Annotated in this window: 22 protein-coding genes and 1 pseudogene; 15 read left to right on the top strand and 8 right to left on the bottom strand. The window is 53.1% G+C overall.

From position 1 onward, the window contains the following. Nucleotides 1-3: 3 nt before the first annotated feature. Nucleotides 4-454, bottom strand: a pseudogene (locus tag M0644_RS03910) (nucleoside deaminase). A gap of 103 nt (nucleotides 455-557) precedes the next feature. On the opposite strand from M0644_RS03910, the gene rfbB reads away from it, so the two are divergent. Genes rfbB through rfbC form a run of 3 tightly spaced genes read left to right on the top strand, consistent with a single transcriptional unit; the run spans nucleotide 558 to nucleotide 3,062 of the window. Continuing rightward, nucleotides 558-1,637 carry a dTDP-glucose 4,6-dehydratase gene (gene rfbB / locus M0644_RS03905; protein ID WP_286626676.1) on the top strand — a complete coding sequence of 360 codons (1,080 nt, stop codon included), beginning with the start codon at nucleotides 558-560 and terminating at the stop codon, nucleotides 1,635-1,637. Next, a complete protein-coding gene (gene rfbA, locus M0644_RS03900) occupies nucleotides 1,634-2,521 on the top strand; it encodes a glucose-1-phosphate thymidylyltransferase RfbA (RefSeq protein WP_286626674.1) in 888 nt (295 codons plus the stop codon). Before rfbB ends, rfbA begins: the two co-directional genes overlap by 4 nt. Then, nucleotides 2,514-3,062, top strand: coding sequence for a dTDP-4-dehydrorhamnose 3,5-epimerase (rfbC, locus tag M0644_RS03895; RefSeq protein WP_286626672.1), 549 nt, complete (start codon nucleotides 2,514-2,516; stop codon nucleotides 3,060-3,062). The genes rfbA and rfbC overlap by 8 nt, the downstream gene beginning before the upstream one ends. 57 nt (nucleotides 3,063-3,119) lie before the next feature. On the opposite strand, the gene psbD is transcribed toward rfbC, so the two are convergent. Next, nucleotides 3,120-4,178, bottom strand: a complete 1,059-nt coding sequence (gene psbD / locus M0644_RS03890; RefSeq protein WP_149818344.1) for a photosystem II D2 protein (photosystem q(a) protein) — start codon at nucleotides 4,176-4,178, stop codon at nucleotides 3,120-3,122. Between the two features lie 269 nt (nucleotides 4,179-4,447). Here psbD and M0644_RS03885 point away from each other — a divergent pair, with 269 nt between their 5' ends. From M0644_RS03885 to tsaE, 5 genes are read left to right on the top strand one after another with little or no spacing between them, the layout of a single operon-like run. Beyond that, the gene (locus M0644_RS03885; RefSeq protein WP_190278205.1) at nucleotides 4,448-5,224 is read left to right on the top strand and encodes a WecB/TagA/CpsF family glycosyltransferase; all 777 of its coding nucleotides are present in this window, start codon (nucleotides 4,448-4,450) and stop codon (nucleotides 5,222-5,224) included. Further along, nucleotides 5,221-5,943: a cell division ATP-binding protein FtsE gene (ftsE, locus tag M0644_RS03880; RefSeq protein WP_286626671.1), complete on the top strand. Its 723-nt coding sequence runs from the start codon at nucleotides 5,221-5,223 to the stop codon at nucleotides 5,941-5,943. Before M0644_RS03885 ends, ftsE begins: the two co-directional genes overlap by 4 nt. Continuing rightward, nucleotides 5,912-6,820: an ABC transporter permease gene (locus M0644_RS03875; RefSeq protein WP_286626669.1), complete on the top strand. Its 909-nt coding sequence runs from the start codon at nucleotides 5,912-5,914 to the stop codon at nucleotides 6,818-6,820. Before ftsE ends, M0644_RS03875 begins: the two co-directional genes overlap by 32 nt. A 48-nt stretch (nucleotides 6,821-6,868) precedes the next feature. Next, the gene (gene bchM, locus M0644_RS03870) at nucleotides 6,869-7,561 is read left to right on the top strand and encodes a magnesium protoporphyrin IX methyltransferase (RefSeq protein ID WP_149818338.1); all 693 of its coding nucleotides are present in this window, start codon (nucleotides 6,869-6,871) and stop codon (nucleotides 7,559-7,561) included. Beyond that, a complete protein-coding gene (gene tsaE, locus M0644_RS03865; RefSeq protein WP_149818336.1) occupies nucleotides 7,562-8,020 on the top strand; it encodes a tRNA (adenosine(37)-N6)-threonylcarbamoyltransferase complex ATPase subunit type 1 TsaE in 459 nt (152 codons plus the stop codon). It begins immediately after the preceding gene. Here tsaE and trmFO read toward each other — a convergent pair. Next, nucleotides 7,923-9,296: an FADH(2)-oxidizing methylenetetrahydrofolate--tRNA-(uracil(54)-C(5))-methyltransferase TrmFO gene (trmFO, locus tag M0644_RS03860; RefSeq protein WP_286626667.1), complete on the bottom strand. Its 1,374-nt coding sequence runs from the start codon at nucleotides 9,294-9,296 to the stop codon at nucleotides 7,923-7,925. The two genes, tsaE and trmFO, sit on opposite strands and share 98 nt — an antisense overlap. A 2-nt stretch (nucleotides 9,297-9,298) precedes the next feature. After that, nucleotides 9,299-10,702: a cation:proton antiporter gene (locus tag M0644_RS03855; RefSeq protein WP_286626666.1), complete on the bottom strand. Its 1,404-nt coding sequence runs from the start codon at nucleotides 10,700-10,702 to the stop codon at nucleotides 9,299-9,301. Between the two features lie 157 nt (nucleotides 10,703-10,859). On the opposite strand from M0644_RS03855, the gene M0644_RS03850 reads away from it, so the two are divergent. The 4 genes from M0644_RS03850 to ndhM all read left to right on the top strand — a co-directional run bounded on the left by M0644_RS03850 (nucleotide 10,860) and on the right by ndhM (nucleotide 14,011). Beyond that, nucleotides 10,860-11,543 carry a response regulator transcription factor gene (locus M0644_RS03850; RefSeq protein ID WP_286626664.1) on the top strand — a complete coding sequence of 228 codons (684 nt, stop codon included), beginning with the start codon at nucleotides 10,860-10,862 and terminating at the stop codon, nucleotides 11,541-11,543. Between the two features lie 46 nt (nucleotides 11,544-11,589). Then, entirely contained in the window at nucleotides 11,590-12,951 is a 1,362-nt protein-coding gene (locus M0644_RS03845) for a CHASE3 domain-containing protein (protein ID WP_286626662.1), read from the top strand. Nucleotides 12,952-13,091: 140 nt separating this feature from the next. Then, entirely contained in the window at nucleotides 13,092-13,430 is a 339-nt protein-coding gene (locus M0644_RS03840; protein ID WP_315863022.1) for a DNA-binding protein, read from the top strand. A 245-nt stretch (nucleotides 13,431-13,675) separates the two neighbouring features. Continuing rightward, nucleotides 13,676-14,011 carry a photosynthetic/respiratory NAD(P)H-quinone oxidoreductase subunit M gene (gene ndhM, locus M0644_RS03835; RefSeq protein ID WP_206199685.1) on the top strand — a complete coding sequence of 112 codons (336 nt, stop codon included), beginning with the start codon at nucleotides 13,676-13,678 and terminating at the stop codon, nucleotides 14,009-14,011. Nucleotides 14,012-14,269: 258 nt separating this feature from the next. Here ndhM and M0644_RS03830 read toward each other — a convergent pair whose 3' ends face one another. The 3 genes from M0644_RS03830 to M0644_RS03820 form a co-directional block, all read right to left on the bottom strand. After that, complete coding sequence (locus tag M0644_RS03830; RefSeq protein ID WP_011056299.1) at nucleotides 14,270-14,440, bottom strand: chlorophyll a/b-binding protein; 171 nt, start codon at nucleotides 14,438-14,440, stop codon at nucleotides 14,270-14,272. Between the two features lie 115 nt (nucleotides 14,441-14,555). After that, entirely contained in the window at nucleotides 14,556-16,103 is a 1,548-nt protein-coding gene (locus M0644_RS03825; protein ID WP_286626657.1) for a serine/threonine-protein kinase, read from the bottom strand. Nucleotides 16,104-16,269: 166 nt separating this feature from the next. Further along, nucleotides 16,270-16,788, bottom strand: coding sequence for a hypothetical protein (locus M0644_RS03820; RefSeq protein WP_149818322.1), 519 nt, complete (start codon nucleotides 16,786-16,788; stop codon nucleotides 16,270-16,272). 255 nt (nucleotides 16,789-17,043) lie between these two features. Here M0644_RS03820 and M0644_RS03815 point away from each other — a divergent pair, with 255 nt between their 5' ends. The 3 genes from M0644_RS03815 to M0644_RS03805 all read left to right on the top strand — a co-directional run bounded on the left by M0644_RS03815 (nucleotide 17,044) and on the right by M0644_RS03805 (nucleotide 21,464). Next, on the top strand, nucleotides 17,044-17,862 hold the full coding sequence (locus tag M0644_RS03815) for a photosystem II manganese-stabilizing polypeptide (RefSeq protein WP_286626656.1): 819 nt from the start codon (nucleotides 17,044-17,046) through the stop codon (nucleotides 17,860-17,862). 13 nt (nucleotides 17,863-17,875) lie between these two features. Then, nucleotides 17,876-19,468 (top strand): ABC transporter ATP-binding protein, encoded by a 1,593-nt coding sequence (locus tag M0644_RS03810; RefSeq protein WP_286626655.1) that lies wholly within the window; start codon nucleotides 17,876-17,878, stop codon nucleotides 19,466-19,468. Between the two features lie 109 nt (nucleotides 19,469-19,577). Beyond that, entirely contained in the window at nucleotides 19,578-21,464 is a 1,887-nt protein-coding gene (locus M0644_RS03805; RefSeq protein ID WP_149818316.1) for a PhoX family phosphatase, read from the top strand. Here the strand turns inward: M0644_RS03805 and M0644_RS03800 are convergent. Next, on the bottom strand, nucleotides 21,461-22,741 hold the full coding sequence (locus M0644_RS03800) for an FtsW/RodA/SpoVE family cell cycle protein (RefSeq protein ID WP_286626653.1): 1,281 nt from the start codon (nucleotides 22,739-22,741) through the stop codon (nucleotides 21,461-21,463). The two genes, M0644_RS03805 and M0644_RS03800, sit on opposite strands and share 4 nt — an antisense overlap.

Here is a 22,741-nt window from a genome sequence, read left to right as displayed (position 1 = left end):
TTGCTACTCTCCTTCAGAGGTGAGTTCGCCAATGTCCTCGAACCAGAGCTGGGGATGTTGCGTAATAAAGTCCCGCATTAACTGCTGACATCGCTCCAAGTTCAGGTCAATCACCTCAACGCCGTGGGCTGCCATGAACTCCCGCGCCCCCCGGAAAGGTCTGGGATTCACCCGCAATCACTTTTTTGATGCCAAACTGCACCACCGCACCGGCGCAGAGATAGCAGGGCATGAGGGTTGAGTACAGTACTGTATCATCGTAGCGACCGATGCGACCCGCATTGGCCAGACAGTCAATCTCCGCATGCAGAATCGGACTGCCCCGCTGCACCCGTTGGTTGTGGCCGCGACCAATGATTTGGCCATTGCGCACCAAGACCGAGCCAATGGGAATGCCGCCCTCTTTGAGTCCTTGCTCTGCCTCGGCGATCGCTGCCGCCATAAATTCATCCATGATTGTCCGCCTGAGCAAATGTTCATTCCTAGTAAACGTCTTTTTCTGAACAGGTGTCTAGTCTTGGTATGATGCAAGCCAGAATCTGCTGGTGTCAGTGTCCATGATCAAGTTTTTGGTAACGGGTGGGGGTGGTTTTATTGGCGCCAACTTTGTGCGCTTAGCCCTTACGGAAGGCTGGGGTGCAGTGCTCAACCTCGATAAAGTGACCTATGCCTGCCACCCTGGAACCTTGGCCATGCTGGAGCAACTGCCCAATTATCAGTTTGTCAAGGGGGATGTGGGCGATCGCCCCCTTGTCCAAGAGCTATTGCAAACCTTTCAGCCCGATGCCGTGATTCACTTTGCTGCCGAAAGCCATGTGGATCGCTCCATCAATAGTCCCCAAGACTTTATCCAAACCAATGTTGTGGGCACCGCCAATCTCCTCGAAGAGGTCAAAACCTACTGGCAACAGTTACCCACTGGAGCACAGGAGCAGTTCCGCTTCATTCATATTTCCACCGATGAAGTCTATGGCAGCCTTGGCCCTGAGGATCCGCCCTTTCGCGAAGACACCCCCTACGCCCCCAACAGCCCCTATGCCGCCTCAAAGGCCGCCTCAGATCACCTTGTGCGTGCCTACCACCACACCTACGGTCTGCCCACCCTGACAACGAATTGCTCCAACAACTACGGCCCCTACCAGTTCCCCGAAAAACTGATTCCCCTGACGATCTGCCAAGCCCTAGCGGGGCAACCGCTACCCATTTATGGCGATGGTCAAAATGTACGGGATTGGCTCTACGTTGAAGATCACTGCCGCGCGGTCTATACCGTTTGGCAAAAGGGTCAGGTGGGGGAAACCTACAACATTGGTGGCAACTGCGAAAAGCCGAACCTTGAGGTGGTGCAAACCCTCTGTGATCTGCTGCAAACCCTTGTGCCCCGGTCTGATTTGAATTACCGCAGCTTGATTACCTTTGTGAGCGATCGCCCCGGCCACGATCGCCGCTACGCCATTGACGCCCGTAAAATTCAGCGAGAATTGGGGTGGCAGCCCCAAGAAACCTTCAGCAGTGGCCTCGAAAAGACGGTGCAGTGGTATCTTGCCCATCAAGATTGGGTGGAAGCAGCGCGCACCGCCGACTACAGTGCTTGGCTGGCAACCCACTATGGCAGTCTTTTAACCCCTTGCCCATGAAAGGAATTATTTTGGCTGGTGGCTCTGGAACCCGCCTCTATCCCCTGACGCAGGTGATCAGTAAACAACTGATGCCCATCTACGACAAGCCAATGATTTACTATCCCCTCTCAATTCTGATGTTGGCGGGGATTCGGGAGATCCTCATTATTTCTACCCCAGAGCACCTCTATCTTTTTGAAAAGCTTCTAGGGGATGGTCATCAGTGGGGCTTGTCCCTCAGCTATTGTGTGCAGCCTCAGCCCAATGGTCTCGCGGAAGCTTTTATCCTAGGGCGGGAGTTTTTACAAGGAGAACCCGTCTGCCTCACCCTTGGGGATAATCTGCTCTACGGCCATGATTTACCCCAAAAATTGCAACAGGGGGCGCAATTGACGGAAGGGGCAATGATTTTTGGCTATCGGGTGGCCAATCCGCAGCAGTACGGTGTGATTGAGTTTGATGCCAGCGGTCGCGTCCTCGGCATTGAGGAAAAGCCAGCAGTACCCAAGTCCAACTATGCGGTGCCCGGCATCTATTTCTATGACCATCAAGTGTGCGATCTGGCAGCCCAACTGCAACCATCGGCACGGGGGGAACTGGAAATCACCGATCTCAACCGCCTTTACCTTGAAAAGGGACAACTGCGGGTGGAATTGCTGGGACGCGGCTATGCGTGGCTGGATACGGGTACCCATGATCTGCTGCAACAGGCCAGCAGCTTCATTCGCACGCTGGAGGAACGGCAGGGGGTGAAAATTGCCTGCTTAGAGGAAATTGCTCTGCATCAGGGCTACATTACCCCAGAGGAACTTTATGAACTCGCCCAACCCCTGCGCAAAAGTAGCTACGGTCAATATCTCTTGCAGGTGTGGGCAGAAGTCACTGGAGGCATTCATGCTTAAGGTACAACCGTTGGCGATCGCTGATGTTCTGCTTTTGGAACCCCGTGTCTTTCGCGATCAGCGGGGCTTTTTCCTAGAAAGCTTTAATCAACGGGCTTTTATGGCCGCTACAGGCTTAGAGGTGACCTTTGTCCAAGACAATCACTCTGCCTCACAACAGGGCGTGCTACGGGGATTACACTACCAGCACCAACAGCCCCAAGGCAAACTCATTCGCGTCATCGAAGGAAAAATTTTTGATGTCGCAGTCGATTTGCGGCGTTCCTCGCCCACCTGTGGCCAATGGGTAGGGGCTTGGCTCAGTGCAGACACCTTCCAGCAACTGTGGATTCCCGCTGGCTTTGCCCACGGCTTCTGGGTGCAATCAGCCACTGCCCAAGTGCTCTACAAAACAACGGACTACTACAATCCGGGGGATGAATATACACTGCTGTGGAATGATCCAACCGTCGGCATTCAATGGCCGATCGACAGCGAACCCCTCCTTTCTGCCAAGGATCAGCAGGGCAAGTCTTTCAACGAACTTCCCCTATTTGCTTGAGATAAAAAATCCCTCCCCAATTGGAGAGGGACACTCAGACGAGGATACGATTAGGCTCTACAGAGCGTTACCACGGGGGAGTACCTCTTCTGGGAAGACAAAGTTTTCATGGGGTTGGTCTTGGGGCGCCATCCAAGCGCGAATGCCCTCGTTCAAGAGCAGGTTCTTCGTGTAGAACGTCTCAAACTCAGGGTCTTCCGCGGCCCGAATCTCCTGGGAAATAAAGTCGTAAGACCGCAGGTTCAACGCCAGACCCACCACGCCAATCGCACTCATCCACAGCCCCGTTACGGGCACAAACAACATGAAAAAGTGCAACCAGCGCTTGTTCGAGAAGGCAATCCCAAAAATTTGGCTCCAGAACCGGTTCGCCGTCACCATCGAGTAGGTCTCTTCCGATTGGGTGGGGCTAAAGGCACGGAAAGTGCTGGCGCCTTCGCCATCTTGGAAGAGGGTGTTCTCCACTGTGGCACCGTGGATGGCACACAACAGGGCACCGCCGAGCACACCGGCCACCCCCATCATGTGGAAGGGGTTCAAAGTCCAGTTGTGGAACCCTTGGAAGAACAGCAGGAAGCGGAAGATGGCAGCCACCCCAAAGCTGGGGGCAAAGAACCAACTGGATTGCCCCAAGGGGTAGATCAAAAAGACGCTGACAAAGACGGCAATGGGGGCACTGAAGGCAATGGCGTTGTAGGGACGGATGCCCACCAAGCGAGCAATTTCAAATTGCCGCAGCATGAAGCCAATGAGGCCAAAGGCGCCGTGGAGGGCGATAAAGGTCCACAGACCACCGAGTTGGCACCAGCGGGTGAAGTCCCCTTGGGCTTCGGGACCCCAAAGGAGAAGAAGGGAGTGCCCCATGCTGTTGGCGGGGGTGGAAACGGCAACGGTGAGGAAGTTGCAGCCTTCGAGGTAGCTGGAGGCGAGGCCGTGGGTGTACCAAGAGGTCACAAAGGTGGTACCGGTCAGCCAGCCACCGAGGGCAAGGTAGGCGCAGGGAAACAGCAGGATGCCTGACCAGCCGACAAAGACAAATCTGTCACGTTTGAGCCAGTCGTCGAGGATGTCAAACCATCCCCGTTCTGCTGGCGCTCGTCCAATTGCGATCGTCATAAAACTCAACTCCAAAAGGAAGTGATAAAGGCAGATTCGTGAGGTAGCTCAATGGGACGATAAGAGCCAAGTTTACGAATCTTAATAACGACTCTAATCTAGCAAAGGCGTTTTGTGGATTTCAACAACGCATAGATCCCAAGATAGGGCGGTAGCTATTATGGCCCTTGCTTCAACATCCCTGTTAAAAGCTGTTTTTGCCGGGAGGGTGCAATTACTGTGAAAAGGGCTGTAAGATACTCGGTGTTTCTTGCGCTGAATTTTGCCCTATGGGTCGCTCAGTTCTAATTCCCGCCATTCCCGTAAAGGTCTCTGTTCTTGGCTTTCCACTGCACTTGGTGGATAATGCCCCAGAGTGGCTCTTGATGCAGCAGCGGGATGGCCATGGTCAGCACGTAATCACGCTCAATTCAGAGATGGTGATCCTAGCGGAGCGCACACCAGAGTTTGCCGATGTTTTACACCGTGCTGATTTGGTGATTCCCGATGGATCGGGGGTCATTCTCTACCTCAAGTTGCATGGCCTCTCGGTGCGCCGTCTGCCGGGGATTGAATTTGCCGAAGCCCTCCTGCGACTCGCCAATGAAGCTCCCCAGCCCAAGCGAGTCTTTTTCTATGGGGCAGCGCCGGGGGTGGCAGAAAAAGTGGCTGAGCGCTGGCATCGAGAGTTGCCCAACCTGAACATTGTTGGTGTGCAGTCAGGCTACCACGATGCCGATACAGAGGTTGCTCTCATTGAAACGCTGAAGGAGACACAACCCCACATTATTTTTGTGGCTTTGGGGGTGCCTCGGCAGGAATACTGGATCGATCGCCATCGTCACATTTGCCCAGAGGCGATTTGGGTTGGCGTGGGCGGTAGTTTTGATGTGTGGGCGGGGGTGAAAAAACGGGCACCCAAGCTAATGCAAAAACTCCATCTAGAATGGCTCTATCGCCTGTATCAGGAACCGTGGCGCTGGCGGCGGATGTTGGCTTTGCCCCAATTTGCATGGAAGGCGCTCCTAAGTCGTTTGTATGGGCGACAGCGTTTCTCGTCCCGATGACAGCAGTGACCCCAGTGGTACCCCCCTGCGAACCCACCTCTCAGGGGGTAATCGTTGCAGAACTGTGGCAAGTCACGAAGTCCTTTGGTGGCACTTTGCCCTGCTTACATCGCGTCAATTTACAACTGCGACGGGGAGAGTTTTATTTTCTCACGGGTGCTTCGGGGTCGGGTAAATCCACCCTCTTAAAACTTCTCTGTGGCCAAGTTCGCCCAGATCAGGGCATAGTTCGCCTGTTTGGTGAGGAAGTCAATCCCCAGCAGGATCGGCGGATGGCACAGTTGCGGCGGCGCCTAGGGGTGATTTTTCAGGACTTTAAGCTCTTGGGCGATCGCTCCGTGGCAGAGAATGTGGCCTTTGCGCTGCTGGTGCGCGGTATTCCCAAAGCAGAAATTCAGCAGCGGGTACAAACGGCGCTCAAACTGGTGGGCCTGAGCCACAAAGCCAATGCCAATCCCCAATCTCTATCGGGGGGAGAGCAGCAGCGGGTGAGCATTGCTCGGGCGATCGTTGGTGGGCCTGAGCTATTGCTGGCGGATGAACCCACGGGCAATCTGGATCCGCAAACCAGCCAACAAATTCTTGCCCTGCTCCATCGCCTCCATCAACATGGGCTAACGGTTCTCTTTACCACCCATGACTTAGCCTTGACTCGCTTAGTCCCCCATCGGATTCTCCATTTGCACCATGGCAAACTTGAGCCCCTTACCCACCCTTGACTTTTTGCTTCCAGAAGTGCGCCGCAGTCTCTGGCGCGGTGGTTGGCTCAATAGCGCAGCCGTCATTGCTGTGGCCGTGACGCTCTTTATTTTTGGTTGGGGTTGGCAAGTGTCGCACCTCCTTGGCGCTAGTGTTGAGTCCTTGGGCAATCGCCTAGAAATTACGGCCTATGTGTCGCCTAAACTTCCCGCAGCCAAAGTGGCCAGCCTTAAGGAGCAGTTGGCGGCATTACCGGGGGTAGCCGACTTCACTTGGATGGATCGCGATCGCGCTTGGGCAGAATTGCAAGCTGATTTAGGCCTCAAAAGTGAACAGGGTGGCTTAGACCTCTTTGACACCAATCCCCTCAGCGATGAAATCAAGATCCGCGCCCAAAGCCTCGATCAGGTAGCTCCCCTAGCCAGCCAAATTGCCCAAAAGGAAGGCATTGAGTCGGTGCAGTATCTTGAGCGCGCCCTAGTAGGTCTGCAAAGTGTGCAGCGAGTAGTGCGGGGAATCACGTTCATTTTGGTGCTGCTCCTGAGTTTAACGGTAGTTGCCTTAGTGAGCGCCATTTTACGGTTGATTATCCTTGTGCGCCAACCTGAAATTGAGATCATGACTCTAGTGGGCGCCACCCAAACTTGGATTTATACCCCCCTATTTATTCAAGCTGCTAGTCTAGGGGGCGGCGGCGGTTTACTGGCGTGGATGGTTGGCTGGGGTAGCAGTCAACAGCTGCAGCAGTGGTTAGCCCAACAGGCCAGCTTTCGCGCTCTTTCTAGCCATGCCTCTGTTGTCTGGTCACCCGCTTTGGGGGTGTTCTTGGTTCTCAGCGGCGTGATTTTGGGACTGGTGAGTACCCGATTAGCCCTGCCAACCACCTCTCAGCGGTAGGCGGCTATGCCACAATAAATGGGGCAATGACGATTGATTCTAAGGGCTATGACACAATTTACGGCTGACGAGAAAGCAATTGTTCAAAATTATTTCAACACGACCGGCTTCGATCGCTGGCGGCGCATCTATGGCACGGATCAGGTCAGCAAGGTGCAAGCGGATATCCGCATGGGACACCAACAGACCATTGATACGGTGCTGGCATGGCTCAAGGCTGATGGCTCCCTCAAGGGTAAACTCATTTGTGATGCGGGCTGTGGTGTTGGTAGTCTGAGCATTCCCCTAGCGGAATTGGGGGCACGGGTCTATGCCAGTGATATTTCCGAGAAGATGGTGGCCGAAGCCCGCGATCGCGCCGCTGCTCAATTGAATGGCCACCATGAACTCATCCTCAGTGTCAGTGATCTTGAAGCCCTGCGGGGACAATACCATACCGTCATCTGCCTCGATGTCCTCATCCACTATCCCGACAGCCAAATGGCAGGGATGCTAGCCCACTTGAGTTCCTTGGCGATGGAGCGACTGATCCTCAGCTTTGCCCCCAAAACACCAAAATATACGCTGCTGAAAAAAATTGGTGAATTCTTCCCCGGCTCCAGCAAGGCCACCCGTGCCTATCTCCACAGTGAGGAATTTATTGTGGGGATTTTGCGAGACTTGGGTTGGCGGATTGAACGCAATGCCATGATCAAAACCCGCTTTTACTTTTCGCGACTCCTAGAAGCAGTGCGCGCCTAGATGACGAACCTCAACCTCAGCTTGGCGGATCTGCAAGCCTTGGGGCGCCAGTGGGGGACATGGCTGCCGCCGGGGACAGTGCTCTTGTTAGCGGGGGATCTAGGGGCAGGGAAAACCACGTTTGTGCAAGCCTTGGGGGAGGGATTGGGCATTGCGGATGTCATCCAAAGCCCCACTTTCACGCTGATTCAGGAATACCCCGAAGGGCGTGTGCCCCTCTATCACTTTGATCTCTATCGCCTTACCCCCGCTGAAGTGGCGGAGTTGGCACCGGAACGCTATTGGCTTGGGGAAGAAATTGATCTGGGAATTGTTGCCATAGAGTGGCCCGATCGCCTGCCAACGCTACCCCCAGACTACCTTAGGCTCCAGCTTCAACGACAGCAGGATCGCACCCATCTAACCTTAGAGGCTGTAGGGGCAGCGACATCGCTGTTGCCCAAGTGCTTAAATCTTTGAGGGCGCGATCGCGATAGGCGGCATAGCGCAAGGCCTTTTGCCGAACATTTTGCTCTAGGGGTGGCAGAATACCAAAGTTGGGGGGCATGGGCTGGAAGGTTTTGCTCTCCGCCGTACTGATGTAGTGGAAGAGGGCACCGGCCATCGTGGTTGGGGGTAATACCAAGGGGGCGAGTCCTTGTGCCAAGCGAGCCGCATTCGTGCCGGCTAACCACCCCCCCGCCGCCGCTGCTGTATACCCTTCGGTACCCGTAATTTGACCCGCCGCCAAGAGGGTGGGGCGATCGCGAAACTGGAGACTGGCACTCAACAACTTCGGCGCATTTAAGAAGGTATTGCGGTGCATCACCCCCATGCGCACAAACTCCGCCTGCTCTAAACCGGGGATCATCCGAAACACCCGCTGTTGCTCCCCCCAGCGTAGATTCGTTTGAAAGCCCACCAAGTTCCACAGTTGGCCGTGGCGATCCTCTTGGCGCAGTTGTGCCACCGCATAGGGACGCTCTCCCGTACGCGGATCTCGCAAGCCCACGGGTTTCAAAGGTCCAAAGCGCAGGGTATCCACCCCCCGCCGCGCCAACTCCTCTACAGGTAAGCAAGCCTCAAAAAATTGAGCATTCTCACGCTCAAAGTCCTTCAAGGGTGCCTGTTCAGCTTCACAGAGAGCCTGCCAAAAGCGCTGATATTCTTCAGCAGTGAAGGGACAGTTGAGATAGGCCGCTTCCCCGCGGTCGTAGCGGGAGGCCAAAAAGGCCACCTCACGGTTAATGGACTCCCCGACCACAATTGGGCTGGCAGCATCGAAAAAGCTGAGGTAGTCCAGTCCGGTAAAGCGTTGGAGATCCGCACTCAGCATCTCACTGGTAAGCGGCCCGGTGGCTAGCACGACAATCCCGGTCTCTGGCAAATGGGGGAGTTCTTCGCGCCGCAATGTCACAAGGGGATGGCGTTCGAGGGTTTCAGTCAACTCACGACTAAACTGGGCACGATCCACCGCTAGAGCACCGCCGGCGGGCACTTGATGGCGATCGGCAGTGGCAATAATCAACGACCCGAGGGCACGCAGTTCATGGTGCAATAACCCCGTGGCGCGATCGCTCGCCTTGGCACCAAAGGAATTACTGCACACCAACTCTGCCAACTCCGCCGTATGGTGAGCTGGACTAGGCACATGGGGGCGCATTTCATACAGCACCACCGGCACACCCGCTCGAACAATTTGCCAAGTTGCTTCTGTACCCGCTAGACCACCACCAACGACCGTAATCGGTTCCATTGCTATCCTTCTGGGGGAGACTCCACTGCAACTTCTGAGCTGGGTAACGCCTCTGACTCCTCTACCTCTGGCTTAAAGACCAAGCGCAACAGGGGTGGCGCAACAAAGGTGGTCACAATCACCATGACGATAATACCGGCATCTAGAGCCTTCGAGAGCACACCGCTGGCCGACCCCACAGCCGCAAAAATCAAACCCACTTCACCGCGAGGCACCATACCAATGCCAATGGCCCAACGGTTAATTCCCGGCTGACCAAAGACCGTTGCCCCTGTAACTACCTTACCAACAATGGCCACAACGACAAGGAAGGAGGCAATGATCAGACCCGCACGATTGGCCGGTTCTAGGGGATTGAGAACGCTAATATCGGTGCGCGCGCCAACACAGACAAAGAAAACTGGCACTAGCATATCGGCAATGGGCAAAATCTGCTCCTCTAGCTCACGTCGTTTTTCCGTTTCTCCCAAGACTAAGCCAGCGGTAAAAGCACCGAGAATCGCTTCCAATTGCAGGATCACTGCCACATAACCAAGGACAAAGGCAAAGATAAGAGAGGGAATCAGCAAGTTACCGCGCGTTGTCAGGCGATCGACCATTCCCAAAAAGAAGGGACTCAGCAGCCGCCCCACGACAACAGACCCCACCAAAAAGACCACAGAGCTAATGATCAAGTAGATCACATTGCTAATCTCGACCGTGCCCGTTTTGGCTAGACTGGCCACCACTGCCAGCACAATAATGCCGAGAATATCATCGAGAACGGCTGCCCCAATGATGATTTGACCTTCCGGGGAAGTAAGACGTTGAATTTCGGCAAGGACTTTGGCTGTGATGCCAATACTGGTTGCCGTCAGAGCCGCACCGGCAAAGATGGCCGGCACCAAGTCCACATGAAACAGCGTCACGAGGCCAAGGGTTCCTGCTGTAAAGGGAGCCACCACCCCGCCCACAGCAACGATGGCTGCCTGCGGACCCACCCTCAGCAAACCCTCTAGATCCGACTCCAAGCCAATCTCAAAGAGCAGGATCATGACGCCAATTTCTGAGAGGACGGCAATGACCTCACTGGCAGTATTGGCAACCACCGTAGCCAGCGGGTCATCCATACCGGTGGTCTGCTGAATAAACGTCGTCAGCACAGAGGGCTCAGTGGTTCCCCCTTCGGAAAAGACCAACAGGTGCAAAACCGAAATACCAACCACCACACCGCCCACCAGCTCGCCCAACACCGGTGGAAAGTTAATGCGGGCACAAATTTCACCGCCCATTTTGCTCGCCAAGTAAATCACCACCAGACTCAGTAAAACAGCGGCCAAAATTAAAGGTGCTGCTTCCGCCAAGTTCACTGATTCTGCTGCCGCATTGGCAAAAAAGGGTTCAAACAGTAGCGTTATCAAAGGCATAGGAGCAAAGGCTCAAAACTCTTTAACTCAGTTAAGCATGCCTTCCCCTTTTGCTCAACTTGCCTCTGGCCTGAACCGAATCCTATTCCTTTCTGTCTAACCTAAATTGGATTTCAGCAGGTTTATCATCGTTCTTTATAGCAGCGGTCACTCGAGCATGCGCATTCTCTTTGTCGAAGATGATCCCCATCAGCGGCAGCCCATTTACCTAGCACTGCAGCGGCAGGGCTACACCGTTGATACTGCACCCGATTTGAAAACAGCCTACTGGTTAGTCCATGAGGTGGATTATGAATTGCTCATTTTAGATTGGCTTTTACCCGATGGTGAAGGCACACAGCTGTGTCGCTATTACCGCCAGCAGCAAAAAACTGCGCCAATTGTCTTTCTTACCGCAAAGGACACGACGGCGGATAAAGTCACTGGCTTGGATGTGGGTGCCGATGATTATCTCATTAAGCCCGTGGATCTATTGGAATTATTGGCACGCATCCGCGCCCTGCGGCGGCGATCGCCCCTCTGGCAGGGGGATGAACTAACCCTTGAGGGATTAACTCTCCACCTAGAGACTCGGAAGTTGAGCTATCAAGGTGCGGAAATTCAGCTTAAAAGTCGAGATTTTCAGTTGCTCAGCTACCTGATGCGCCATCCACGCCAAGTTCTCAGCTGCCAGCAAATTGAAAGTCAACTCTGGGAATGGGATAAATCCCCTGAGAGTAACGCGGTTGCCGTGCGAGTGAAACGGCTGCGGGAGCAATTGAAACAACTGGGGGTAGAGCATTGGCTCAAAACCCACTACGGTAGTGGTTATTCCTTGAATCCCCAGCAAAATGTTTCTTAGGAAAGTAGTTGGATCAATTCGCTATCGTGCTGGCTTAATTATTGCCATGCCGATTATCTGTCTGTTCATTATTGTCGCGTCATTTATATGGTTGAAGCTAAACCTAATTGAAGATGATGAATGGGTGTTGCATACGCAAAAAGTACGACTAGAAACGCAAAAACTACTTAACTTACTGCTGGACTTGGAAACAGGTGTGCGTGGCTATAGCCTGACACGCAGTCACAGCTTTCTGCAACCTTACATCACAGCAAAATCTCGCATTGTTCCATCATTGGAAAAAATTAGAGGGCTGGTACAGGATAATCCTGAGCAACTTAAAGCTTTAGACTCCATCGAGGAAACCCTTCATCAAAACATTCAGATTTTTGATCGTTACGTATATTCAGAAAATTTTGCATCTACGACTCATGTATTCAGTAAGTCCAACCAAGAGCAGAATATTGATTGGAATAAAAGTCGAATTTTAATGGAAAGAGCACGGCAAAGCATTTACGAATTTTATAAAAATGAGGAGGTGCTGTTGGGCGATCGCCGGCAGCACCAAATTGAGTATCGAGAATTGGCATGGTCAATTATAATTGCTGCCGCCGTGATTGGTGGTATTGCTAGCTTACTCTCTGTTCGCTTGTTTTATCAGCTGGTTGCGGAGCTAGAATTTCGCGAAAATTCCCTTAGGGAAAATAATGAAAAACTATCTGTTGTTTGTCATCAGCTTCAGCGATTTACAGCCAATGCTTCCCATGAGCTAAGGGCACCTTTATCAGCAATTTTAAGTAATAGTCAGCTGGCTCTAATGATCCTAGAAGAAGAGCTGCAAGATGACAGTGAATCATTTGCAACTGTGCAGCAAAATTTAAACAACATTTGCCAGATTGCAAAACAAATGGCCAATTTAGTCAGCGATCTGCTGTTTTTGGCTCGCCATGAAGGTCAATTGGCCAATTGCCAATCGTTTAATGCCCATGCGCTGATCAAGGAATTAGCTGAAGAGTGGCAGCAGCCCATGGATAACCAAGGGATCACATTTGTGGTTCAATTCCCTGAATTGCCCGTCATGGTAAAGGGTGACTTTTTGCTGCTCAAGCAAGCAATTGCAAACCTTTTGAGAAATGCCTGTGCCTATACCCCTAGGGGTGGCAAGGTGAAATTGGAAACTCAGTCAACGGAGCGCGAGGTTCAAATTGCTGTTGTGGATACGGGGATCGGCATTCCAGAAGCTGCCCTGCCCCATGTCTGCGAGCGCTTTTATCGCATTCATCAAGGTCAGAAACAACCGCAGGGCTTTGGTTTAGGGCTGGCAATCGTCAAACAAATTGTTGATGCTCATCAAGGACAGCTGCAAATTCACAGTCGCGTGGGGGAGGGAACAACGGTGACCATTACCTTACTCCCAAGCGGACGTTGACGGACGTTGACATAGTTCTGTCATTTTTTTTCCTTAATCTAGGGATTGAAGCATTGAGGACACAGAAGATGGTTAGGAAGTATTTATGGGCCTTGGGTATGTCTCTTTTTGTTGGTACTACGGGCGTTTTGATGCCGCCGATGGCTCAAAGCGTTGCCCAGTCGGTAACCCCGATTCGTAATTTAGGCAATGTCTATGGCATTACCATTCGCGGCACCGTACGCAGTGCGGTTGGCAATCATTTCATTCTCGATGATGGCACTGGCCAAGTGATTGTGGATGCGGGGCCGCGTTGGTTTCACCAAATCAATCTCCAGCCCGGCGAAACGGTCACGGTGGTGGGGAAATATGATGATTATGATTTTGACGCCTTTCGTATTACCCGCGCCAATGGAGAGGTGATTAACATTCGTCCCCATGGTGGGCCTCCCCCTTGGGCGGGTGGCCGGCGACGCTGGGAGCAACGACAAGCACGTTAGGATAAACCACTTTACCACATAGGCCGCTGGAAAATTTTGTGAGGTAGCTAAAAATTTCGATGGATAGAGGGGGCGATTGCCCCTTTTATTTTCAGCGATCGCTAGCCAAAATCAGCCTAGAATCCAGCCTAGTTCTATTACGGATTCTTGGGTTAAGGCATGAGTTTTTCGAAACTTTCCGCGAAAGGATTCTTGGTATAGTAGAAGCGTTTACGAACTACTGTCCACTCGTCATTGGGTCAGCCATGCTACTGAAGTCCACAACACGTCACGTTCACATCTATGCCGGCCATGTGGTTGATGGTGAAGTTCATCCTGATACAGAAACGCTGACGCTGAATGTGGATCCCGATAACGAGTTGGAGTGGAACGACGCCGCCCTAGCGAAGGTGGAAGCCAAATTTCAGGAGTTGGTGGCAAATGCCGCTGGCGAGGACTTGACGGAATATAATCTGCGGCGCATTGGCTCGGACTTGGAGCATTTTATTCGCTCTTTGCTGATGCAGGGGGAAATTGGCTACAACCTCAACAGTCGCGTGCGCAACTACAGTCTGGGGATTCCTCGTGTGAATCACTCCTAGATTTATTCATCCTTAATCGCGAATTATTTAACAGGTACTTTGACAGCGAAATTTCCCGCTACAGTCCTGACATATTGGGATGCATAGAGGGAGTACAATCCTCTCTGCTAGTCGCTTTCACGGTTTTGAAGGTGTGCTCTCTTTGTGAAAGGCGCTGTGTTTGCCTTGTAGTACCGCTGAATTGGCCAAAAAAAAAAGAGGCCATTACTGACCTCAAAATGACACTTTGACCGCTGAAAATTGGGAGAGAGTTAAGGTCTAGAGGAGACCCCAGAAGTGAAGCACGCCTTGTTTGGTGATCAGTTCTGTGAGTAGCGCCGCCACAAAGCCAATCATGGCGAGGCGACCGTTCCAAATTTCAGCTTGGGGGGTGAATCCAAAGACCCATGCGTTGCGATCTTCAGCTTTGATGGTTTTGGTATCTTCCATGGTTTTGACTCCTGATCGAACCCTGTACCCTCACTGTAACAATTCTTTACTAATTCCGCAACATCTCTTAATATATTTTTCTCTATTGCTGTCCTAGAGGGCGATCGCGATATCCCTAATCAATGACTGTGGCCATCTTCACGTTCTCCAGCTTGGCGAGGATTTGCGGCTTGTAGTTTTCAAACTCTGCTTTGAGGAGATTACGGCTCACAATCGCTGGGGCAGAACTGGGCAAGCTTTTACTGGTTTGCAGCCAATCCCGTAGCAGTTGCCGCTGGAAGGTAGCGATCGTAAACATGCGGACATTGATGCAGTGTTGCGGATCCTCAAGGGAGAAAAAGAGCAGCGGATAGTAGCCGGTCTCCGAGAGCAAAACGCAGAGTTCTTGGTTGCGTGGCAGTTTCATATCCAAATAACAGGGCAACCAGCGGGGACCTTGTTTGGGATCGTAGATAGCAGTAATCCAGAGGATCATCGGGTGGGGACTGGTGGTAAAGAGAAACTGGTTGTAGCGAATATTGAGCATGCGCCGATCAATTTCTGGGCGAGGCAGCATCACCCACAGCGAGGCGGCTGATTCCCGCTGTGCATACAAAGGCATCGGAAAGACAATTTCCGCGACGGGTTTATCGGCAGGCCAAACACTTTGCCAGCAGACTTCTTCAACCGTTGCAAGGGCAACAGGCGGTTGAGACTGGCGTTCTGAGGGTTGAGAGACTTTTGCAGCAACCTCTACCCCCGGCTGGGTGACTCGACTACTCCCAAACTGTTCCTCAAGGGCTGTTAAGACGTTGATAATTTCACCGACGTTTTGGGGGCGATCGCTGGGGGACTTGGCCATGCAGGCCATGATCAGTTCCTCAAGGACAGGAGGAAGATACAACCCTGGACTGGCCACATTGAAGGGCACTGGCTTTTGGAAGTGGTGTGCCTTAAACCAACTGCCAATGGAGTGGGTGTCCGCCTGAATGGGCATCTTGCCGGTGAGTAGCTCATACATGGTGATGCCAAGACTGTAGATATCCGAGCGGTGATCCAACTCTCGCCCTTCAATTTGCTCTGGGGAACAGTAGGCCAAAGTGCCCATAAACGACGAGGTTTGCCTTTTTTCAGAAACATCCCCCAAAAATTTGGCAATCCCAAAATCCAATAGCTTCGCAAGTTCCCCCATCGTGCCATCCTGAATCACAAGGACGTTGCTAGGTTTGATGTCACGGTGAATAATGGGGCATTTTTGGCCTTCGATGATAATTCCCTCATGGGCTACCTGCAGACCAAGGCACATATGGCGTGCAATTCGCAGAAATCGGCTTAAGGGCAGGGGTTCTTCTAGGAGCAAATCACTGAGGTTTTCGCCTTCCAAAAATTCCATGACGTAGAAGGGAATTTCCTCGTTGTTCATGCCGTAGTCGAGCACCCGCACCACGTGCATACTTTTCTGACCGAGGAGAGCACCCGCGCGCGCTTCTTGGGCAAAGCGGGTTTTCATGCGATCGTTGAGCAGGGTTTGCGACAGGAATTTAACGGCAACGGGAACACCACCAAGGAGAATGTCCTCTGCTCGATACACCCGCCCCATTGAGCCTTTGCCAATCAGCTCCGTCAGCTGGTACCGATTCATCAGAATTTGGCCAATGTTGGTATCGCGGTGCGGTTCTGACATAGTTGCCTCAAGGGGAAATCGGCTGATGAGGTCGCAAACAGGCAAGTATTGTGTTGCTAGGTCGCTATGGTTATACGTCTATTATCTCTAGAGTCTTTAGGTTCTGTTTGATCCATTGGGGCGATCGCTCCCCCCAATCCGTAGTTTCTTAAGCCTTTTTAGGGTTCTAAGCATTGGGAACGCCTAACCAAGACATCAGTGAAGAACTGGTAATCTGAATCTCTTTCTCCAGATCCGGAACAGGGATAAAGACCACACCGCCACTACAGGAAATCTCCCCCACCGATCGCCACTGATTCGCGGTATAGATGTGCACATGATCAACGGCGCCCCGTCGCCAACTGCGCCACATCTCACTGGCAGCACAATCATAGAGTTGATAGCCTTCGGGAATGGCGGCACGGGTAAAGGGCACCAGTTGTGCCTTATTTTGAGCAAGATCAGGGAAAAATGAACCATGGGTCAATGCTTGTCGCAAAGATTCCCACGCATCGCAGTAGCGCTTGACCATGATCTGCGGTTGACCATTTTCACTTTTGCCTGTGGCAATGACGCCCGCTTTGTTGTCCACCAGTTGCCAAGTCCCTAAGACGGATTCAATGCGATAGTTGGGATTCGATGCAAGGCTCTCAGCCCCATTGACAACATCGGCAACAAAAACAGCAAACAACTCGCTGTCATCCATGTATCCACTCCCGATTCTGCTTCTCTCTTAGTGTAGCCAGTTCGCTGGGCCGCACCAGCAGGAGAGGGGGAGCCAATTCATTTTTACTTTTTGAAATTAAAACATCTGGGAAAATTTCCTTTCTGAGGCGATCGCAAAGCTCCGTATAATCATGGATTGATAAGGTAGTTGCATGGCTGCCTTCACTGGACTCTTACGCAGGGGTATCTCCCACACTCTGACTGCTTTGAGATGCTTTGACTTCTGAGGTTAACCATGAAATATCGCATTTTAATGGCGACGCTGCTGGCGGTATGTTTAGGGATTTTTTCCTTGAGCGCCCCCGCCTTTGCCGCAAAACAGACTTTAACCTATGACGATATTGTCGGCACTGGTCTGGCCAACAAGTGCCCCACGCTTGATGATACGGCACGCGGTGCCTACCCCATTGATAGCTCCCAAACCTATCGCATTGCCCAACTGTGCTTGCAGCCGACGACATTTTTGGTCAAGGAAGAGCCTAAGAACAAACGCCAAGAGGCCGAATTTGTTCCCACAAAACTGGTGACCCGCGAAACCACGAGCTTGGATCAAATTCAAGGGGAACTCAAGGTCAACAGCGATGGCAGCCTCACGTTCATAGAAGAGGATGGGATTGATTTCCAACCAGTGACCGTGCAAATGCCCGGTGGCGAGCGTATCCCACTGCTGTTTACGGTGAAAAACTTGGTGGCGAGCACTCAGCCCAACATTAGCAGGATCACCACTTCAACGGATTTCAAAGGGGAATTCACCGTTCCTTCCTACCGCACCGCCAACTTCCTCGATCCCAAAGGACGGGGCTTGGCCTCTGGTTATGATTCGGCGATCGCCATTCCCCAAGGTAAAGAAGAAGAGCTGGCTCGCGCCAACGTCAAACGCTTCTCCCTGACCAAGGGTGAAATTTCTCTGAATGTGGCGAAAGTGGATGGCCGCACGGGTGAAATTGCTGGCACCTTTGAAAGTGAGCAACTCTCCGATGATGATATGGGTGCCCACGAACCTCACGAAGTGAAAATTCAAGGGGTCTTTTACGCCCGCATCGAACCTGCCTAGGATCGACCAGCCCATGGCGACTCTTTTAGAACTCAGGGAACTGCGGGTCGCCTACCCTACAACGGAGACATCATCTGCTGCAACATGCGTGGTGGATGGTGTTTCTTTTTGTGTGGCCGCAGGGGAGCGGTTTGGCTTAGTGGGGGAGTCGGGTTGTGGCAAATCCACGATTGGTAAGGCCATTTTGCAATTATTGCCGCCGGGGTCCCAAGTTGCTGGGGCGATCGCCCTTCAGGGGCAATCCCTTTTGGGGCTGACCACTTCCCAATTGCGGCGACTGCGGGGCGAGCAAATTGGTTTGGTCTTTCAAGATCCGATGACGCGCCTCAATCCCCTCATGAGCGTCTATGACCACTGCGATGAGCTATTGCGGAGTCATTGCTCTGCTTGGAGTCGCTCCCAACGGCGGCAGCGCATTGTTGAGGTGTTGGATCGGGTGAAAATTTCGGCCAATCGCCTGCATCAGTATCCCCATGAGTTTAGTGGCGGGATGCGTCAACGGGTGGCGATCGCCCTTGCGTTGCTCTTGAACCCACCCCTGATCATTGCTGATGAACCGACAACGGCGCTAGATGTGACTGTCGCGGCGGAAATTCTCGATGAACTCACGCGCCTGTGCCAAGCGGAGCAGCGGGGACTGCTGCTGATTTCCCACGATTTGGCATTGATGGCCAAGTATTGCGATCGCCTTGCGGTCATGCACCAAGGCAAGATTGTTGAACTGGGAGCGGCTCGTCAAGTGCTGCAACAGCCCCACCACCCCTATACCCAGTCCCTACTTGCGGCCACCCAACTCACCCCTAAAGAAACCCCACCCTTGGACACTGCCCCAGAACTGCTGCGGGTTCACAATTTACAGCGGCACTACCGCTTGGGGGGATGGCTACAACCGCAAACCACGATTCGAGCGGTTGATGGCGTCGATCTAACGTTGCGCCGCGGAGAAACCCTTGGCCTTGTGGGCGAATCCGGCTGTGGTAAAAGTACGCTCTCGCGCCTGATTCTGCAACTGATTCCCGCCAACGCCGGTGAAGTGGTCTTTTTGGGGCGCAATTTAACTCAATTACCAGCGGCACAACTGCGCCCAGTCCGCCGCGATCTGCAAATGATTTTCCAAGACCCCCATGCCTGCCTCAATCCCAAAATGACCGTAGGGCAAAACTTGCTGGAGCCACTGCTAATTCATCGGCTGATGGCCAAAGAGGCTGCCCAAGAACGGGTACGCGAGATGCTGGCACAGGTGGAATTAACCCCCAGTGAAGTGTATGTTCATCGCTATCCCCATGCCCTGTCGGGGGGACAACGCCAACGGGTGGCGATCGCCCGTGCCCTGATTACCCATCCCCAACTGGTGGTCTGTGATGAACCAGTGAGTATGCTCGATGCCCATATCCAACGCCAGGTGCTGGCGCTGATGCAACAGTTAAAGGAACAATTCCAACTCACTTATCTCTTTATCACCCACGATCTGGCGATCGCCCGCTATTTTTGCGATCGCATTGCCGTCATGTACGCTGGTAAGATCGTTGAACTGGCTCCCACTGCCCAATTGTTTGCCCAGCCGCAGCATCCCTACACGCAAAAATTGCTGGCCGCTGCTCTGTAGCGTATCTTAACCATTTTTCCCCCATTTCTTAGGCAAACCCTAACCCAACTTCCCTAAAGTTTAGGAACTGGCTGCCCACAGTGGATGAATTTGGAACGAGATACGCTTCATGGCTGAATATTTTGGTGATCTGTTACCCCGTGTCCTAAGCCGACGCACCGTACTAAAAACTGCTCTTTTTGGCGCGGCGGGTTTAACCCTTGCAACCCTGACCAAGGGGTGTGCCACTGCACCGGCTTTAGGCTTTCCAACGATTTACCCCAACACCGACGATAAAATTACGCTGCCTGAGGGCTTTGAGCATGGCGTCGTGATTCGCTGGGGCGATGCCCTCGATGGTGGTGAAAACTTGAATTGGAATCGCATTCACCAAACAGTCACCGCAGCCGATGTCCAGCGGCAGCAGCAGTGCTTTGGCTACAACTGTGATTTTGTTGGCTATCAGACCACACCCGATGGCAAGCATTTGCTGGTCGTGAATCATGAATACACCAATCCCGAACTCATGTTTCAAACCGTGGGCGATCGCCCCAATCAATGGCAAGCCGCACTCCAGCGGGAGGCCCATGGACTCTCCATTGTCGAGATTGCCAAAAACGCCAATGGTGGCTGGCAATATGTGAAAGCCTCGCCCTACAACCGCCGAATCACAGGTTCAACGCCCTGTGAGATTTCTGGCCCTGCTAAAGGCCACGCCCTTTTGAAAACGGCTGCGGATCCCACGGGGACACGGGTGAATGGCACCCTCAATAACTGCGCAGCGGGCAAAACCCCTTGGGGCACGGTACTCACCTGCGAGGAAAACTTCCATAGCTATTTTGGCGGCAGTGATAGCAACCTCACGGGCATGGTGAAGGAGCTGCATAAGCGCTATGACATTCCCAATGAGCGGGCCGATCGCTATGGCTTTTATCTCTATGAAGATCGCTTCAACATCGCGAAGGAACCCCAAGAGGCCTTTCGCTTTGGCTGGGTTGTGGAAGTGGATCCTCTTTCTCCGGATCGCGCCCCCATTAAACGCACAGCCCTAGGACGGTTTCGCCATGAGGCGGCGACAACGGTGATTGCCCCCGATGGTCGAGTTGTGGTGTATATGGGGGATGATGAACGCTTTGAGTATGCCTACAAATTCATTACCAAGGGCAAGTACCAAGCCAACGATCGCGCCGCCAACTTGAACCTGTTGGATGAAGGGGAACTGTACGTTGCTCGCTTTAATGACGATCTGACGGGTGAATGGCGAGCGATCGCCCGCGTTGAGGGCAGTACAATTACCCCCAACCCCAATCTGCCCACAGCCTTCCAACAGGATCCTGCCCTGTGTTTTATTTACACCCGCGCCGCCGCTGATGCCCTAGGGGCAACAAAAATGGATCGACCCGAGGACTTCGAGTGGAATCCGGTCACCAAAAGTGTTTGGCTGGCGCTGACCTACAACGAGAAACGGAAGGCTAAGGCCACGGATGGCGCCAACCCGCGTCCTGAAAATGTGATGGGGCATGTGATTGAAATGATTGAGCAGGGCAATAACCCAACCGCCTTGCAGTTTCAGTGGCGTTTACCTTTGCTTTGTGGAGATCCCTCCGCCCCAGAGAAAAACCGCCAGTTAGTGCTGTATGGTGAACCCACCAACGCAGAGGTACCGCCAATCTCAGCCCCCGATAACTTGACCTTCGATCGCGCCGGCAATGTCTGGATTGCCACCGATGGCAATGGCGGATCAACCCGCTTGGGCAAAAATGATGGCGTTTATGTCCTCAATCCGCAGCGCCGCGAACTGAAGATGTTCCTCTCTGGCGTGCCCGGCTGTGAAATTTGTGGCCCTGAATTTAGCAGTGACTATCAAACCTTCTTCTGTGCTATTCAGCATCCGGGGGAAGGGGCAAAATCCACAGCTGATCTGCCAACACGCTGGCCCTATGGAGAAGAGGTGGTCGTGCCTCGGCCTGCCGTCATTGCTGTATGGCGCTCAGATGGCCGGGAAGTGTCAGCCTAGGGCTTGCGGGAAGAATAGCGATTGATCCCTTCAGGACGCAGGGGTACGACTGGGGCAGCCCGGCGGCGGTGGGTTCTAGACGTTTTGGCGCGAGTGTTTGTGGCAGCGGGGAAGGCAATCACCTCTGCCTGCTGTCCTTCACGGGCACAGCGAATCAACAGGCCAGCGATCGCCATACTGGCCATAATTGAGCTACCGCCATAGCTAAAGAGGGGAAAGGGTAATCCTGTTGTCGGTAGGATACCAATGGCGACACCTATATTAATCAGGGCCTGTAGGAGCATGATCACCGTTGCCCCCAAGGCAATGAGCTGGATCAGGGGATCCCGCGCCTGATTCACCACCCGCATTCCCAGCCAACCGTAGGCCGCCAGCAGTCCTAGGAGCAAGAGGCACCCCAATAGCCCCATTTCCTCGGCATAGACCGCAAAAATAAAATCCGTGTGCTGGATGGGCAAATAGGAGAGCTTTTGCTGTGAAAAGCCATAGCCCGTGCCCAAAACGCCCCCCGAAGCAACCGCCAAGAGACTCTGCACCAGTTGGTAGCCATCCCCCATCGCATCCGCCCAAGGGTTGAGGAAGGACATCACCCGCCGCCGTTGATACTCGTTAATGCTGATGCTGAGGACTGCCAAGCCCAAGCCACTCATGGCTGTTAACAGTAGGGGCGCCAAGGGTAAACCTGCCCCAAGGGCAATCAGCCACAATGTCATGCCACAGAGGGCGGTGGTGCTGAGGTTGGGTTGGATTAAAATTCCCAGCAGCGTCACGGCAAAGGCCGTTAACCAAAAACAGCGTGCCTTGAGATGCAGCCGCCGCCAAGAACTAAACACCCAAGCGGCTTGCAGGACTAAAAAAGGCTTCATCATTTCCGAGGGCTGGAGTTGAAAAGGACCAAGACTAATCCAGCGGGTGGCGCCCATCACCGTTGTCCCGACCCCCGGTAGGCGTGTTGCCCAGATCAGCAGCAGAAACAAAAAGAAACCTGGAATGGCCATCTGGAGCGATCGCCGCAGCGGCAGCCGCAGAAACACTTGAAAGCCTATCCAGCCAAGGGCAAGCCACAGCAACTGGCGCGTAAAGTAGTACAGCCCATCCCCTGTTTCGGCCAAACCGACGGGAAAACTAGCGGAAAAGAGGACGACCAAGCCAAGACCAATCCACACTAGGGTCAACCAGTGGAGCAATCGTGCTTCTAGGGTCCACTGCCGCAGGTCGCCAACCGCTTCGCTGCGCCGCAGGCGATCGCCAAAGGGGAGAAAACGCCACCAACTCAC

It is taken from the genome of Thermosynechococcus sp. B1, from assembly GCF_030322985.1.
In the GTDB taxonomy this organism is placed as follows: Bacteria; Cyanobacteriota; Cyanobacteriia; order Thermosynechococcales; family Thermosynechococcaceae; genus Thermosynechococcus.
The sequence above is the reverse complement of the archived record's forward strand: the minus strand, read 5'-3'. Positions and strand labels throughout refer to the sequence as shown.